Below are 15,870 nucleotides of genomic sequence, written 5' to 3' on the forward strand. Positions count from 1 at the left end.
GGGTTTCCCCATGTGAGAGTAGGTCATCGTCAAGATTAAATTCCGAAACCCCAATTGCGAAAGCAGTTGGGGTTTTGTTTTGGGCGCTCGAAAATTCCAGCGCTTCTGGCAACATTAAATAAGCTGCCGTTGAGGGAATTCGATACAAAGTGTTTCTGCATTTTTGCTATGGTGCAGCACATTTTCACAAGGATTGATCTTTATCCGCAGGATGCGGCGTCGACCTTTTCCAACGAGATGCTGTAGAAATGCCTGAACCGATACCTATCAAAGACCACGAAAAAGAAAACCGCCTGGTCAACAAGCGCTTGCTCGCCTGTGCGGTGCTGGTGATTGGGATCACCTGTGCGCTGGTAGGGCGCATGTATTTCCTGCAGGTGGTGCAGTACGACTACCACTCCACAATTTCGGAAAACAACCGGGTCCACGTACTGCCCATCACACCGACTCGCGGCTTGATCTATGACCGTAATGGCGTGGTGCTGGCCGACAACCGCCCTAGTTATAACCTGACCATCACCCGTGAGCGCACCGCCGACCTCAAGGGTGAGCTGGACGAAATCGTCAATCTGTTGCACCTGCCTGCCGAAGACCGTGCGGTGTTTGATAAGGCGCTCAAGCAGGCCCGTCACCCGTTTGTTCCCGTCACGTTGTTCTACGAATTGACCGAAGAGCAGATCGCCGTTTTGGCCGTTAACGAGTTCCGTCTACCTGGTGTGGACGTCGAGCCACAATTCGTTCGCCACTACCCCCTGGGCGCGCACTTTGCCCACTCCATCGGCTACGTCGGCCGCATCAACGAAAAAGAATCCAAGACCCTGGATTCGGTGGAGTACCGCGGTACCCAATCCATCGGCAAAACCGGAATCGAGCGCTTTTACGAGTCAGAACTGCATGGCCATGTCGGTTATGAAGAGGTCGAGACCAACGCACAGGGCCGTGTGCTGCGCGTGCTCAAGCACACCGACCCGATCCCTGGCAAAAACATCGTCCTGAGCCTCGACGTCAAGCTACAGGAAGCCGCCGAAGAGGCCTTGGGCGACCGTCGCGGTTCAGTGGTCGCCCTGGACCCGCAAACCGGTGAAGTACTGGCTATGGTCAGTAAACCGAGTTTCGATCCGAACCTGTTCGTCACCGGCATCAGCTTCAAGGAGTACGCCGCGCTGCACGACTCCATTGACCGGCCGCTGTTCAACCGCGTGCTACGCGGGCTCTACGCGCCAGGTTCAACCATCAAGCCGGAAGTGGCCATTGCCGGTCTCGACAGCGGTGTCGTTACCCCACAAACCCGAGTGTTCGACCCGGGTTACTATCAGTTGCCAGACTTTGACCACAAATACCGCAACTGGAACCACAGCGGTGACGGCTGGGTGGACATGGACGCGGCCATCATGCGTTCCAACGACACTTACTTCTACGACCTGGCCCATAAGCTCGGGATCGACCGCCTGCACGACTATCTGGCCGAGTTCGGCCTGGGCCAGAAAGTGTCCCTGGATATGTTCGAAGAGTCTGCCGGCCTGATGCCATCCCAAGCCTGGAAGCGTGCGACCCGTCGCCAGCCGTGGTTCCCAGGCGAAACCGTGATCCTCGGCATTGGCCAAGGCTATATGCAGGTGACGCCACTGCAATTGGCCCAGGCCACAGCATTGATTGCCAACAAAGGTGTATGGAACCGCCCGCACCTGGCCAAGACCATCAATGGCGTGGCGCCTGTAGATGAGCACCCAATGCCCAACGTGGTGCTCAAGGACCCGCGTGACTGGGAGCAGGTCAACCACGGCATGCAATTGGTGATGCACGATCCCCGCGGTATCGCCCGAGCGGCAGCGCAAGGCGCGCAATACCGCATCGCCGGCAAGAGTGGTACCGCCCAGGTGGTGGCGATCAAACAGGGTGAGCGCTACAACCGCAACAAGACCTTGGAGCGGCATCGCGATAACGCCTTGTTCGTCGGCTTCGCGCCGGCCGAACATCCGAAAATCGTGATTTCAGTCATGATCGAAAACGGTGAGGCCGGCGGCCGTGTAGCCGGGCCTGTGGTGCGCCAGATCATGGATGCCTGGCTGCTCGACCAGGAAGGCCACCTCAAGCCGCAATACGCGGCGCCGGCCAAGGCTCCGGGTGATCCACGGGTTTGACTCAGACCTTCCATTCGTCCCAGCGCGCTACGCCGTCATAGGCCAGCCAGGGCACTTCATGGGCCGTCCAGATATGCGAGGTGGGCCTGGCGCCCGGATCATCATCTAGCGTCGCCACCCGCACGATCACGTGGGGCTGATGCCCACGTTCAGCAATCAGATGCGCGCCGCAACGCGAGCAGAAATGCCTGAATTTGCCCGGCGAAGATTCAAAGGACGACAGCAACTCCTCACCCTGCGTCCAGCGAAAATGCTCACGCATCACCCCGGCCGTGGCAACAAACGCGGCCGCGTGTGCCTTGCGGCAGCTTTTGCAGTGGCAGTGGCTGATGGGCATGTCCAGGCTGTCGACTTGGTAGCGCACACCTTTGCACAAGCAACTTCCATTCAGTGGGTCAGTCATAACCTATGGCCAGGCAAGGAGGGGGTCATCATCATCGCGCACAACGCAAGGTTGCGCATTGGTTGATGTCGCCTAGTGTTCAGTGAAGGAGGTGACTCATGCACGTATTAGATCGCATCGAACGCAAGGTGCTGCTCAGCGCATCACGTAAACAGGTCTGGGAGGCACTCACGCAGGCCGAGCAATTTGGTAACTGGTTCGGTATCGCGCTTAAAGGTAAAACCTTTGTGGCCGGAGAAACCATCGAAGCGCCAATTACCTACCCAGGTTACGAACATGTCGTGTGGAAGGCCAGGATCGAACGCATCCTGCCCCAAACGCTGTTTTCTTTCTGGTGGCATCCTTTTGCAGTGGAAGAGGGCGTCGACTACGACAAGGAAACACCGACGCTGGTGGAGTTCACGATTGAGGATCGCGCTCCAGGCATCCTCTTGCGGGTCGTCGAGTCCGGTTTTGACCAGATCCCCGAAGCGCGGCGCCAGAAAGCCTTCAAGATGAACTCCCGTGGCTGGGACGAACAAATGAGCAATATCGAAAGCTATCTGAATCAAGCCTGACCCGAACGGGCATCATGGTTGATGCCCGGCTTCACGCCAGCGTGCATTCGATTGCTTTAGAAACTCATCTGCCACTGGCCGACCACCGCATGATTGCGGCTATTGCTACCCAGCTCGCCGTTATAACCGACACTCAGGTTCTGCTGCGCAGACAAACCCACCGCCAACCCCACTTCAACCATCAAGCCGTCGCGGTCCAGTGCGCTGCCTTCAATATTGAACGCGTCGCCGCCAATCAAAAAAGCCTGCCGAGTCTTACTGTCGACATTGCCATAGAGGTGCCGCCAGCCGAAGCTGGCCTGCGGGGTCAGGCTGATGCCATTGTCCAGTTGGCTCAGATGAGCCAGGCGCACCCCGAAGGTACTGCTGACATTGTCCTGGGTTTGTGCATCCACCTTGAGTGAAGCATCGCCGCCTTTCTCGCGGTAGTTGTCGCGGTGATAGCGCTGATAGCCGAGGTTGGCGAAGGGTTCGATATTCAATCGGCCGTTACCCAGCATGTAACCCATCTCGGCAAAGGCTTGCTGGCTATTGGCATCGTAATCACCCTTGGGGCGCTCGCTGAAACCTGCGAATTCCACTGTGCGCTTGTTGTTACCCCTGTGCTGGCTGTACGCAGCCCCCAGGCGCAACGCAACTGGGCCATCCTGGCGTACGGCATATGCCCCCGCGTGCCAGCTGCGCAATGAATTATCGACGTTGTGGCTGTCCATATCGGTCTTCGAATAGCCGCCCAGTACACCCAGGCGCCAGAGAGGCGACAAGGACCAGTCAATACCCAGCAGACTGCCTTGTGTGCGTTGCTGTGAAGACGCATTGCCGTGTTGACCATCAAGCTTGCCGTAGCTGCCGATACCTTGCAGCCACACGCGGCCTCGCGCGTTTGGATCATTCAAGTTGCGGGCACTGCTGGGGATGCCACTTATGGCCAGCTCAGGTGTTTGTACTGGATCAAGCCCGACGAGCAAGCTTGAACTGCTGCTCATCTGGCGCATGGCCGACAGCATGGACGTGGCCACCTGGCTGCTGGCCGCCAGTGTGGCACTGGCGAGGTTGGCGTTGCTGCTGCCTGCCAGGGCCTCGAGCGCGGCGCTGGCCGTAGTCTCCGAGGTGGCCAGCAGCGCGTCGTAGAGCGGGTTGGGGTTTCGCATCATGGAGGGCGGGGGGAAACTGCCATCCCAGTTGCTCCAGTGGCGCCACGTGATGGACTCGATGCTGTTGACTGCGTGGGCGGCGTTACGGGTACGGGCGTAATCGATGAACTCGACATCGTTGCGTGTGTAGCTCAGGTTCACCCGGTTATTGTCGTAGCTGAGTGTTGGCGTCAGGAAGGCGTAGTAGCTGCGCAGGTTGGAGTCATCAAAGGTCCCCGTGATGCTGCCTGCTTGCAGGACCGTGTACGTGCTGTGCCAGGGATAGTCCATCGAGTAACCCGGCTGCGGCCACAAATAGGCACCGTTGAGGCTGGCATTGCCGACCACATGGGTTGTCGCAGCACTGCCGTCGGGATAAGTAGCGAACTCGAATGCAGAGCCTGGCTTCATGATCAGGTTGCCGTTGACCTGAGGAGCGCCGACAACGGTATCCGTGATCAATCTCCCGCTGACGGTAAGATTGTTGACTGAGCCTCGGCCCCGGTAAGTGGCGCCTTGGTCGACGATCACGTCACCAGCGATGTTGCCCTGGTTGTTTAAGTGACCATTGGCAGAGAGGCGTGCGCCTTCGCTGAAATCGCCGCGACCATTGAGTACCCAGTAGCCGCGACTCACTTGTAGTACGTCAAAATTGCGCGTCGCCTCGACCGTCCCGTCGGGTTCACGCGTATCTGAAGGATAATATTGGTAGCCCTCCAGAATCATGGTGTTATGCCCTGCGCCGCCGTCAACTAACCCCTCAAAACGGGCGCCGGGGTACAGCGTCAAGGTGTCGTTGCCGCCCCCCATGTCCAGGGCTACACCATTACTCCCGCTGATCAGGGCACCGTTGAATACCCGGTCGTCGAAATTACCGATAAAGCGTGCGCCATAGCCATCAAGCCCACGCAGGTCGACGAAATTTCTCAGCTCCGTTGCGCCGGTTGCCGGCCCATCATGGCCATCACTGACTAAGAGGCCATTGTTGGTACCTGTGATTGAGCCGGTACGTGGAATGCCTGTGGAAGGATCAAACCTGCCGCCGTTGAACAGGTAGCCACCGCCAATCGATACCCCATCGCTGGTGTTGGCTCGGCCATTATTGTCCGCTCCACTGGCGCCCAATGCCCGGATAACGCCAGAGTTTTCGATGTGGGCAATGCCCCCTACGCGTAGGCCATCGCCATCGATATTCTCCAGGCGTCCCTCTCGTCCGCCAGTGATCGTGCCGTCGTTGTAAACCATGGCATCACCCGTTATCGAAACTCCAGCGCCGTCACGTCCGGTAAGCGTGCCATTATTGCTCAGCAAATTGAGTTGTTCGCCTGAGATTGCATGCCGGGCGCCCGAGATTACCCCGGTGTTGTCGATGCGCACATCGGTCGCAGCGCCCAGGCTGATCGCGTCTAATTTATCGGCACTGATCGAGCCGTCATTTTGAATGAAGACATTGCGTTGCCAATCAGGCAGGTTTTGGCGAACGCTGACGGCGGTCGTATGGGTGGTGATGCTGCCGGTCTTGGTCACCCACAAACTGGGATTGTAAAAATAGCCACTGCCCACGGTGAGCGGGGTATTGGTTGGGGTATCGATGAATGCTTGAGCAAGGCTGGCAGGAGAAAGCGAGGCGCCGGAAACAATCAACGAAATAGTCAGGGCCAGACGGCGGGGGACGAACGACATGCGCGAAATCCTTTTCTTGAATCGCGCTATCTTCCTATATAGCCATTTGATATTGCCAGCGCATTCTTATCCTAAAAAGCGATGACATCCTTTTTATGATATTGCGCGCTAGGTGTGCGTTTACCCGACGCCTTGGCCCGGATGCCGAGTAGAATTACGCCCTGAACGCGATTCTTGAGGTGCGGTACGGTGGATTTACAGCAGGGGTTTGTCCTGACCCGGCATTGGCGCGATACCCCGGCGGGTACCGAGGTCAGCTTCTGGCTGGCCACCGACCAAGGGCCACGGTGCATTCGCCTACCCGTGCAGACCTCGGTGGTGTTCATCCCGCAAGCCCACCGCAAGCCGCTCGATTGGCTGCTCAAGGGTGAACGTGATCTCGAGTTGCGCCCCTTGCAGCTATGCGACTTTCATCACCGCCCGGTTCTGGGCCTCTATGCGCGCCAGCACCGCCAGTTGATGGATATCGAGAAGCGCCTGCGCGCTGCCGGAGTCGATGTCTACGAAGGTGACGTGCGCCCGCCGGAGCGCTACATGATGGAGCGTTTTATCACCGCTCCCGTCTGGTTCGGGGGCACCGCTGATGCAAGCGGCACCGTGCTCGACGCGCAGATGAAGCCTGCCCCCGACTATCGCCCGCCCTTGAAGCTGGTGTCCCTGGATATCGAGACCACCGCCCAGGGCGATCTGTATTCCATCGCCCTCGAAGGCTGCGGCGAGCGCCAGGTGTACATGCTCGGCCCGCCGAACAAAACCGACGCGGTGGATTTCAAGCTCGACTATTGCGACACCCGTGCTCAACTGCTCGAGCGCCTCAACCAATGGCTGGCCACTTTCGACCCCGACGCGATCATCGGCTGGAATGTGGTGCAGTTCGACCTGCGCGTACTCCACGAACACGCCCAGCGCCTGAACGTGCCGCTGTTGCTGGGGCGTGGCGGTGAAACCATGGCCTGGCGCGAACATGGCAGCCGCAATCACTACTTCGCGGCGGCGGCGGGGCGGTTGATCATCGACGGTATCGAAGCGTTGCGTTCGGCCACTTGGAGTTTTGAATCCTTCAGCCTTGAAAACGTCGCGCAAACCCTGCTTGGCGAAGGCAAGGACATCTCCACGCCGTACCAGCGCATGGACGAAATCAACCGCATGTTCGCCGAGGACAAACCCGCCCTGGCGCGCTACAACCTCAAGGACTGCGAACTGGTCACGCGGATTTTCGAGAAGACCGAGCTGCTCAAGTTCTTGCTCGAACGCGCCAGCGTCACCGGGTTGCCGGCCGACCGTAACGGCGGCTCGGTGGCCGCCTTCACCCACCTGTACATGCCGTTGATGCACCGCCAGGGTTTCGTCGCGCCGAACCTGGGCGACAAACCGCCCCAAGCCAGCCCCGGCGGGTTTGTCATGGACTCGCGCCCGGGCCTCTATGAATCGGTGCTGGTGCTGGACTACAAAAGCCTTTACCCATCGATCATCCGTAGTTTCCTCATCGACCCGGTCGGCTTGATCGAAGGCCTCAAGCATCCTGACGACAGCGACTCGGTGGAAGGCTTTCGCGGCGCACGCTTCTCCCGCACCCGGCATTGCCTGCCGTCCATCGTCACCCGGGTGTCCGAAGGCCGCGAAGAGGCCAAGCGCGAGCGCAATGCGCCGTTGTCCCAGGCACTGAAGATCATCATGAACGCCTTTTACGGTGTGCTCGGCTCCAGCGGCTGCCGGTTCTTCGACACCCGGCTGGCATCCTCGATCACCCTGCGGGGGCACCAGATCATGCGCCAGACCCGCGCGCTGGTTGAGGCCCAAGGGTACGAGGTGATTTACGGCGACACCGACTCCACCTTCGTCTGGCTGGGCAGCGCGCACTCTGCGCAGGACGCCAATCGCATCGGCCTGGCGCTGGTGCAGCACGTCAACGACTGGTGGCGCGCGCACCTGAGCAACGAGTACGGCCTGCAAAGCGCCCTGGAGCTGCAATACGAAACCCACTTCAGCCGCTTCCTGATGCCGACCATTCGTGGCGCCGAGGAGGGCAGCAAAAAGCGCTATGCGGGCCTGGTCGTGCGCGAAGATGGCGGCGAAGAAATGGTCTACAAAGGCCTGGAAACCGTGCGCAGCGATTGGTCGCCCCTGGCCCGGCAATTCCAGCAGGAACTCTACCAACGCATCTTCCATCGCCAACCCCATCAGGACTACATACGCGACTACGTGCGGCGTACCTTGAGCGGCGAATTCGATGAGTTGCTGATCTACCGCAAACGCCTGCGCCGGCCCTTGCACGACTACGAACGCAACGTCCCGCCCCACGTACGCGCCGCGCGACTGGCGGACGAGTACAACGATCGCCTGGGCCGCCCGCGCCAGTACCAGCGCGGTGGCTGGATCAGCTACGTGATCAGCGTCAACGGCCCGGAACCGCTGGAAGTGCGGCGGGCACCCATCGACTACGACCACTACGTCACGCGCCAATTGCAGCCCGTGGCTGACGCAATCCTGCCGTTCGTGAATGACGATTTCGGTACCCTGGTAGGCGGGCAGATGGGGCTATTCTAGGTAATCACCACAGGCTCAATATTGCCCATCGCTCAGGAGGAAACGCCCATGTACACCCTTTACGGCACCGACGAATCCGGATCCTGCATGATCGAAATCGCCCTGCAGCGCTGCGCAGTGCCGTGGCATCGCGTGCAGGCCAGTTCCTGGCAGGACGGCGAGGGTAGCGACGCCCTTGCACGTATCAATCCACTCAAGCAGATCCCCACCCTGGTCACTCCAAATGGCCAGGTACTGACCGAAAGCGCCGCGATCCTGATCCACCTCGGCCTGGAGTATCCCAAGGCCGAGTTGCTGGCCGGCGATCGTACGCAGATCCTGCGCGGCTTGCTGTACATCGCCGCCAACTGCTATTCGGCGATCGGCATCATCGACTACCCGCAACGCTGGTTGGGCAATGCCGATGAGGCGCAGCAAGCACAACTGGTCAGCGGCACACGGCGCTACCTGCATCAGGCCTGGGTCGTGTTTGCCGATCAGTTTGCCGGCCAACTGTTTACACCCAGCAACGCGCCGAATGCACTGGGCATCATGGCGGCGGCGGTATCGCGTTGGGACGATGCGCGCGAGGTGCTCTGCAACCTGGCGCCGGGCTTTGCGCAGAGCCTGGAGCGGGTAGACGCCGACCCTGTCGTGGCCCCCGTTTTTGCCCGGCATTGGCCGCAGTGGAAGGTCTCGTAACCGGAAGAAACAATGACCAGGCCACTGTCCAAGCCCTTGCGTAGCGGGCTTCCTGACCTACGCTTCTCAAGGTGGTGTAGGAATCATCCTTGAATTTGGCTGTCGCAGACATGAAACTCAAGAACCCTGCATGGAATTCAAAGGAGGTGCGCATGCTCATCCGGTCGCTGACCCTGGCTACCTTGATGGCTTTTACGGGGCCGTTGTTGGCCGCTGATGATAATCCGCTCAAGCAGGAGTTGGGCAAGACGCGCCCCCTGGTGGTCGTGGAGCTTGATGCTGGAAACCCGACACTGGCAACGCTGAAGAAACAACTGGAAGAGGCTGCCATCAAGCAGTCCTTCGAAGAGCGCAGCATGGTGTTCTATACCGTGAAGTTCGGCAGCATTGGCGCTGAAGGAGAGAAGTTCGCCAAGGACCCAAAGGACAGCAAGAAGCTCACGCCGCCTGAAACCAACGCGCTGATCCGCGCCCTCAAGCTCGGCGTCGGCAGCGGCACCAAGGTGATTCTGATCGGCAAGGACGGCGAGAAGAAACTCGAAAAAACCGTGCCACCGGACAGCCTTGACCTGAAGGAGTTCTTCAGCGCCATTGACCAGATGCCTCAGGCGGAAAAGGAGCTTGCCGCACCTGCGGAGCCGGAGCCTGTTCCAGCCGCGCCAGCGGCTGCGGCCAAGGGCACCAAGCCCGCCAAGCCCGGCAACAAAGCCCCCAAGCCGCTGGAAGATTGAACAGGTCCCCTCCCACCGTTCTGGTGGGAACCGGCCTCAGGCTTTCCACGGCTTGAGCCAAAACCCCAACCCCACCAACACCAGCGCGCCGGCCAGGCTACTCAACCCCAACTGCCACCCATCGTTGTGCAAGGGGTGCAGGGCCAGTGCCGCCACACCCAACAGCACCCCGCTCAAGCCCCACTGCAATGGCCAGCCCAGTTGGCCGAGCAGTTGCTGGCGGTGCATCAGCAACAAGTTCGTCACCACGACGCCACCCAACGCCGCCAAGGCGATCCCCGGCAGGCCGATACAATAGGGCAGCACCACCAGCAAGGCGGCGTTGACCAGGCTGCCCAGCAGTTCGCAATTGAGCGGCAGGCGCGTGTCGCCGCTGGCATAGGCATAGCGAGCGAGCATCGCGTTCCAGGCGCCAAACACCAGAGGCGTGGCGAACCAGGCCAGCAGCGCCGGCAGTGGGCCATCGACGCTCTGGGCGGGCATCAGCAGATGGATCAGCGTGGGGCTGGCGCCAATCAGGCCGAAGGCCGCAGGCAGGCTCAGCAGGGTCGCTGCATCCAGGCCGCGACGCAGCAGGGCCAGGCGCTGCTGACCTTGTTCGCCGCTCATCATGCCCAGCAGCACTTGGTTGAGGCTCATCAGGGCGATCAATGGCAGGTTGATCAGCTTGCGTGCGAAGTTAACCCACGTCACCGCGCCTTCCCCCAGGAAACTGGCGATCAATCGCTCCAGTAGCGCCAGGCCCTGGCTGGCCACGTTGCTGGCCAACAACGGGCCGATGCGGCCCAGCAATTCGCGGCCTGCCAGCGGGTCGCCTCTGATCTGCCACGGCCGCCAGCCGAAAGACCAGACCGGCACCAGCAACGGTAGGCACATCAACACACTGCCGGCAAAAAAGCTCATGGCCAGTTCGGCACTGTCGCTGGAGCTGCCACGGATAAACAGGTACAGCACCGGTGGCAGATTGAACAGTAAAGAGCCCAGGCCCGGCAGGACAAAACGTTGGCGTGCCTGTAAGGGAATACTGAACAGCCCATGCATCACCAGGCCCGGCGCACAGGCTGCCAGCCAACGCAAGTTAGCGGCGGCTTCGGCATGGGCCGCCACGTCCAGGCCGGGGCCGATCAGGCGCACCCACAGTGGCGCGCCCAGCGCCAGTACGGCAAACAGCGCCAGGCCCACTCCCAGCAGGCGTGGGGATAGGCTGGCCAGCCAGGCCTGCTGGCGGTGTGGGTCGCGTTGTTGATAGAGGGGCAGGGCAGCCGCCGCAAGCAGGCCGGCGGCCAGGGTCATGCGCAATGCTTCGGGCAAAAACACCGCCACCAGAAACCCGTCGCTGCGACTGCCCGCGCCCCAGGCCGCCACCAGCAGCCATTCGCGGGCGAAACCGGCGACCAGCCCTGCGAGGGTCGCGAGGGTCAGCCAGAGCGTGCTGCCGAACATCAGTGAAACAGGGTGAACAGGCCTTTGCCACCCACCTTGTAGTTCAGATCATGGCAACGTTCGCCCATGATTTTGGCCCCGGAACCGCCAATGATTTTGTAGGGGGCTACTGCCTTGGCCACCACGGTATTGGCGCTGATCACTGAACCATAGCCCAGGTGCGTGCCGTAGCCGATCAACGCCCGGCTGCCGATCCACACGTAGTCGTCGATGTAGATCGGCCCGGAAATCGACCAGAACTCTGGTGCCTGCAAATCATGACTGCCGGCGATGATCAGCACGTGGGAGGCGATCGCCACGTGGTTACCGATCACCAGCCCGGCGCGGGCGTCCACCTGGCAATGCCAACCGATTACCGAATCGTCGCCGACCACCAGATTGTGCATGCCCAGCACCTCGGTGTTACGCCACAAGCTGGAGCCCTTGCCGATCTTCGCGCCACCCAGGCGCAGCCAGGCGATGCGTACATGGTGGCTGGGGATCTTGTTGATCAAGATGTTGTAGGCCATGTCCCAGACACTGCGCCACCGGTCTTTGACGGTCGCCCAGTTTTTGCCGTAACGCGGCAGTAGCTGGGCCGCAAGGTCCTGTTTCATCCGGTGGAACAGGCGGCGCGCCACCGGGTGCTCAATCGCGGTTTCCAGATCGATGGAGCTGATCCAGAAGCGCTTGTTGTCGCCTTCGCCTTCTTCAAATACCACGTCGTTGGCCAGGCACCAGTCCAGCGCCTCTTCCAGGTCCGGCAGGCTCACGCCCATTTCAGCGGCCAGCGTGGGGAGGCGGTCACGCAAGTCGGTGGAGTGGATCATCCGGTGCTTCATGGTTGGTTATCCTTTGGCGCAATAGCAGCAACAGGGGCGGTAATGGAGGGGCGCAGACGCACCTGTTGCAGGCTCATGCCCATCAACAGCCAGAACAGCGCGATCAGTACAAAGGTGAAGCTGAAATAATGGTCGAAAATCCCCGTCAGCAGTGCCGCCAACACACCACAGAGGCACCCCAGCCACAGCGCATTGTCGGCGGTGACTTTGCGCACCTGGCCCAGGGGGCGCACTTCGCGCCACCACAACAGGGTGACGGTGATAAACAGCAGCATCCCTGGAATGCCGACTTTGTAGATGAAGTTCAGCCACAGGTTGGAGATCCCCAACAGATTGGAGCCGGGCACGGGCGGGTCGATCTTGAAGCCGATCCCCAGGGGGTAGGTCGCCATGGCGGTGGGGAACCGGGCGTACTCGTCAAAGCGGATTTCGGTACTGGCGTTGGTGGTCGAGAAGATGGTCAGCAAGCGCTCCTGCAACGGCGGATAGAACATCACCAGCGCAACGGCGAACGCCGCCCCGATACCGATGATGCGTCCGCTGTTCGGCACGCGCTTGTAGGCCAGCCAGATCAATACCAGCGCCAGGGCCACGATGGCACCACGGGAAATACTCAGCAGCAGGCCGGCACACCCCAGCACCGCCACCGCCAGGCCCAGGGCCCGACGCCAGCCGCTGCGGGTCCAGCCATAGAACAGCGCCAGGGGAATAAACAGCACCAGCACGCCACCGGTCAGGTTGGGGTGCACCCAGGGCGAGGCCATGCGCGTGTAGTTGGCAGAGAAAATATCTTTCACCGCTTCCGGGTGGGCGTATTTGAGGTCGGTGAGAATATCGATCATCGACATCGCATTGCGCGTCTTCAGGAACATGAAGATCGACAGCAGCAGCATCGCCAGGTTACCCAGCAACAGGGCGACCACCACCTTGTCGCGGTCGGCGTCGGTGCGCAGCAACAGCGGCACGATAAACAACATCGACAGGTTCATCAGCCAGCGCACCCAGTTCACCGGGCCGTTGCCTTCGGCATGGATGATCAGCATGCCCCAGATGAACGGAATGGTGCTGAACAGCATCAGCCACATCAGCGCCCGCTCGGTCGGTCGCCACAGCATGAAGCCACGGGTCTTGCCGATGAACGATTGCCAGAACACCCCGACCCAGGTCAGCCCCAGCACCGCCTCGCTGACGGTGGTGCGGATGCCCAATTGCAAGGTGGTGTAGGGAATACTGGTGGCCAGTACCGCGAAAATCAGCAAGCCCCACAGGGGAAAGCGGATCAGGGTCAAGGCCACGGCCACACCGGCTACCACCAGCATGACCTTGATCGGCGACAGGGCCAACAGCAACCCGCCGAACACCAGGCCCAGCAGCAGACTGACGAATTTTCCTGGCAGCATTAGCGGTCCAATTCCTTGAGCAAAGTGTCCAGGCGCGCGCGATAAGCCGGTTCGGCAAATTGCCGGGCCCAGGCGCGGTGTGTTTCGCCGTCTTGCGTGGCCTCGGCGCCGGCCAGTTGTTGCATGACCTTGTGCAGTTGCTCGGCGTCATGGGGGGCGAAGCGCGGGGCATCGGGCGGCGCGATTTCATCCAGGGCGCTGCCGCGTGCCACCGCTACTGGCGTGCCGACACTCAAGGCTTCCACCACCGGCAGGCCAAAGCCTTCGGCATAGGATGGCTGCCACAGGCACGCGGCATGACGGTAGAGCGCTTGCAGTTGCCCGTCCGATAAACCGCTGCACCAATGCAGGCCCGGCAGCTCACCGAGTGCCGCCGGTACATCGCTGGCGTGGCCCACCAGAACCAAGTCCGGCACATCAGGGTTCAGCGCACGGCAGGCCTGCCATTGGCGCAGAAAGAACTCCATGTTCTTGCGCGGCTCCCGCGTGCCCACCACCAGCCAGTAACGCGCCGGCAGGTTGGCGGGCAGCGGTTCTGGCGCTGCATTCAATTCAGGCACCAGGTTGTTCAGCACGCGGAACTTGGCCCGTGCCCAGGGGAACAGGCGCGCGGCTTCATTGCAGGAAAACTGCGACGGGCACCACACCCGATCAGCCTGCCACACCGACCAGGCAATCGAGGCCCCGTCGATCAGGCGGTAGGCCAGGGCCTTGAGTTTGGAGCGATGGAAGTTGCGGTGGGTCAACTGAAACAGGTCATGCAGCACCAGTACATAGCGGGTGCCGGCGGGTTTACGGCACAACGGCAAGCCCATATTGGCGGTGGCGATGTACAGGTCGATCTGCTGCTCGTGCAGCGCCCTGGGCAAGAACCCGCGCTCGAACCGCAGGCGCACTTGTGGGCGTTGCAGGCCGTCCAGCGGGCTGGCCCAGGCCGGGCAAACGGCAGTCTGGCGCTGCGGATGCTCCAGGGGCGCTTCGCTGAACAGCACCACCTCGGTGTTGCCCCGCGCGCGCAGGGCGTCTTCCAGGGCCACGACCTGGCGGGCGATGCCCGAAGACGGCGCAACCGTGGCGGGGCGATAGTCCAGGGCTACACGCATGGCTGAGACTCCTTGGCGGTGAGCAAGCTGCGGTAGAGGTGCTCCAGTTCATTAGCCGCCACCGCCCAGTCGTGGTATTGCCGCGCGTAGTCGCGTGCCGCATCGGCCAGTCGCCCGGCCAGCGCCGGTTCATCCAGCAGGCGCACAACGGCGTCGGCCAGGGCCTCAGCGTTTTCGCCGGCCAAGTAATGTACCTGTGGCTGTACCGCCAACCCGGACACGCCCTGGGCCGTGCTCACCAGCGGCAAGCCGGCGGCCATCGCCTCCAACACCTTGAGCTTGGAGCCGCCGCCATGGCGCAACGGGGCGACAAAACCGGCGCAGCGGCGTTGCAAGGCACACAGGTCGGGAACAAACCCCAGCCACTCGATACGTTCATCGGGCCAGCGCTCGCGCCAGTGTTCGGGTAAGCCATAGCCGACCACTGCCAGGCGTGCGCTCGGGCACTGCAACCAGAGCCTGGGGAAGATCTCGTCGAGCAGCCACTGCACGGCGTCCAGGTTCGGTGCGTACTCGTAATTGCCGACGAACAACAGGCGCTGGCTCTGCGCATCGGCGTTGACCTCGGCAAAGGCGCGGCTGTCGACCCCATTGACCACCACGCTTACCGGCGTCGAGGACAACGGCCGCATGGCCTGAGCGTCCGCCTCGGTCACGGCGACCACATGAGCGGCGGCATCGAACGCCTTGCGTTCCCATTGCCGGCAGCGCCACTGGTCATACTGTACAAACGGTGCGGCCCACTTGGGGAAACGGTCGTAAGTGGCGCCGCCGAGGCTCGATTCCAGGTTGTGCTCGGTCAGCACAAACTCGCGCCGTTGCTGCTGCAAGGTGCGCAGAAACGGCTGCAGGCTGTAGCTGTGTTCTACCTGAATCACGTCCCAGCGCTCATTCAACAGTTGCGCAAACTGGGCCTGCAACGGTGCCGACAGGCCGTTGACCGTGGTCAACAGCGGCCAGGGCGCGAACAGGCCGCCGAGCAGGGTCAGCGGATGTTTCAGCGGCCGACGTGGAACGACGATCAGGCGTTCGAGTAACGGCTCCAAGGCCGCATGCGCCGCGTCATCGGCCGGCGTTTTCGATTGCGCCAGCAGCGTGATGCGATGCCCGCGCTCACTCAAGGTGCGCAGCAAATGGTACTGCCGCGTCTTGCCGCCGCTGGTGGTCGGCCACGGCAGGTAGGGCACAATCCAGAGGATTCTCATGTACAGCTCTCCATGCCCGGGG

At 61.3% G+C, this 15,870-nt stretch carries 12 protein-coding genes; 5 read left to right on the plus strand and 7 right to left on the minus strand.

The window, feature by feature from the left end:
• The first annotated feature begins 248 nt into the window (after positions 1–248).
• Positions 249–2,141, plus strand: a complete 1,893-nt coding sequence (mrdA, locus tag BOP96_RS25650) for a penicillin-binding protein 2 (protein WP_014717825.1) — start codon at positions 249–251, stop codon at positions 2,139–2,141.
• 1 nt (position 2,142) lies between these two features.
• Here the strand turns inward: mrdA and BOP96_RS25655 are convergent, their stop codons facing one another.
• Positions 2,143–2,544, minus strand: a complete 402-nt coding sequence (locus tag BOP96_RS25655; RefSeq protein WP_073454356.1) for a GFA family protein — start codon at positions 2,542–2,544, stop codon at positions 2,143–2,145.
• A gap of 98 nt (positions 2,545–2,642) precedes the next feature.
• Here BOP96_RS25655 and BOP96_RS25660 point away from each other — a divergent pair, with 98 nt between their 5' ends.
• Positions 2,643–3,101 carry an SRPBCC family protein gene (locus tag BOP96_RS25660; RefSeq protein ID WP_019818740.1) on the plus strand — a complete coding sequence of 153 codons (459 nt, stop codon included), beginning with the start codon at positions 2,643–2,645 and terminating at the stop codon, positions 3,099–3,101.
• Between the two features lie 56 nt (positions 3,102–3,157).
• Here the strand turns inward: BOP96_RS25660 and BOP96_RS25665 are convergent, their stop codons facing one another.
• A complete protein-coding gene (locus tag BOP96_RS25665) occupies positions 3,158–5,917 on the minus strand; it encodes an autotransporter outer membrane beta-barrel domain-containing protein (protein WP_060767115.1) in 2,760 nt (919 codons plus the stop codon).
• Positions 5,918–6,106: 189 nt separating this feature from the next.
• On the opposite strand from BOP96_RS25665, the gene BOP96_RS25670 reads away from it, so the two are divergent.
• The 3 genes from BOP96_RS25670 (at position 6,107) to BOP96_RS25680 (ending at position 9,876) form a co-directional block, all read left to right on the plus strand.
• Positions 6,107–8,464 (plus strand): DNA polymerase II, encoded by a 2,358-nt coding sequence (locus BOP96_RS25670; protein ID WP_014717827.1) that lies wholly within the window; start codon positions 6,107–6,109, stop codon positions 8,462–8,464.
• Between the two features lie 48 nt (positions 8,465–8,512).
• Positions 8,513–9,145, plus strand: a complete 633-nt coding sequence (locus BOP96_RS25675; protein WP_073454358.1) for a glutathione S-transferase N-terminal domain-containing protein — start codon at positions 8,513–8,515, stop codon at positions 9,143–9,145.
• Between the two features lie 152 nt (positions 9,146–9,297).
• Positions 9,298–9,876: a DUF4174 domain-containing protein gene (locus tag BOP96_RS25680; protein WP_014717829.1), complete on the plus strand. Its 579-nt coding sequence runs from the start codon at positions 9,298–9,300 to the stop codon at positions 9,874–9,876.
• A 36-nt stretch (positions 9,877–9,912) separates the two neighbouring features.
• On the opposite strand, the gene BOP96_RS25685 is transcribed toward BOP96_RS25680, so the two are convergent.
• From BOP96_RS25685 to BOP96_RS25705, 5 genes are read right to left on the minus strand one after another with little or no spacing between them, the layout of a single operon-like run.
• On the minus strand, positions 9,913–11,319 hold the full coding sequence (locus BOP96_RS25685; RefSeq protein WP_073454360.1) for a lipid II flippase MurJ: 1,407 nt from the start codon (positions 11,317–11,319) through the stop codon (positions 9,913–9,915).
• Positions 11,319–12,140 (minus strand): acyltransferase, encoded by an 822-nt coding sequence (locus tag BOP96_RS25690; RefSeq protein WP_014717831.1) that lies wholly within the window; start codon positions 12,138–12,140, stop codon positions 11,319–11,321. Before BOP96_RS25690 ends, BOP96_RS25685 begins: the two co-directional genes overlap by 1 nt.
• Entirely contained in the window at positions 12,137–13,540 is a 1,404-nt protein-coding gene (locus BOP96_RS25695; protein WP_020302534.1) for an O-antigen ligase family protein, read from the minus strand. Before BOP96_RS25695 ends, BOP96_RS25690 begins: the two co-directional genes overlap by 4 nt.
• Positions 13,540–14,643: a glycosyltransferase family 4 protein gene (locus BOP96_RS25700; RefSeq protein ID WP_032903758.1), complete on the minus strand. Its 1,104-nt coding sequence runs from the start codon at positions 14,641–14,643 to the stop codon at positions 13,540–13,542. The genes BOP96_RS25695 and BOP96_RS25700 overlap by 1 nt, the downstream gene beginning before the upstream one ends.
• Entirely contained in the window at positions 14,634–15,848 is a 1,215-nt protein-coding gene (locus BOP96_RS25705) for a glycosyltransferase family 4 protein (protein ID WP_073454362.1), read from the minus strand. The genes BOP96_RS25700 and BOP96_RS25705 overlap by 10 nt, the downstream gene beginning before the upstream one ends.
• Positions 15,849–15,870 lie beyond the last annotated feature (22 nt).

Origin of the sequence: Pseudomonas sp. FSL W5-0203, assembly GCF_001896155.1 — a bacterium.
Taxonomy (GTDB): domain Bacteria; phylum Pseudomonadota; class Gammaproteobacteria; order Pseudomonadales; family Pseudomonadaceae; genus Aquipseudomonas; species Aquipseudomonas paracarnis.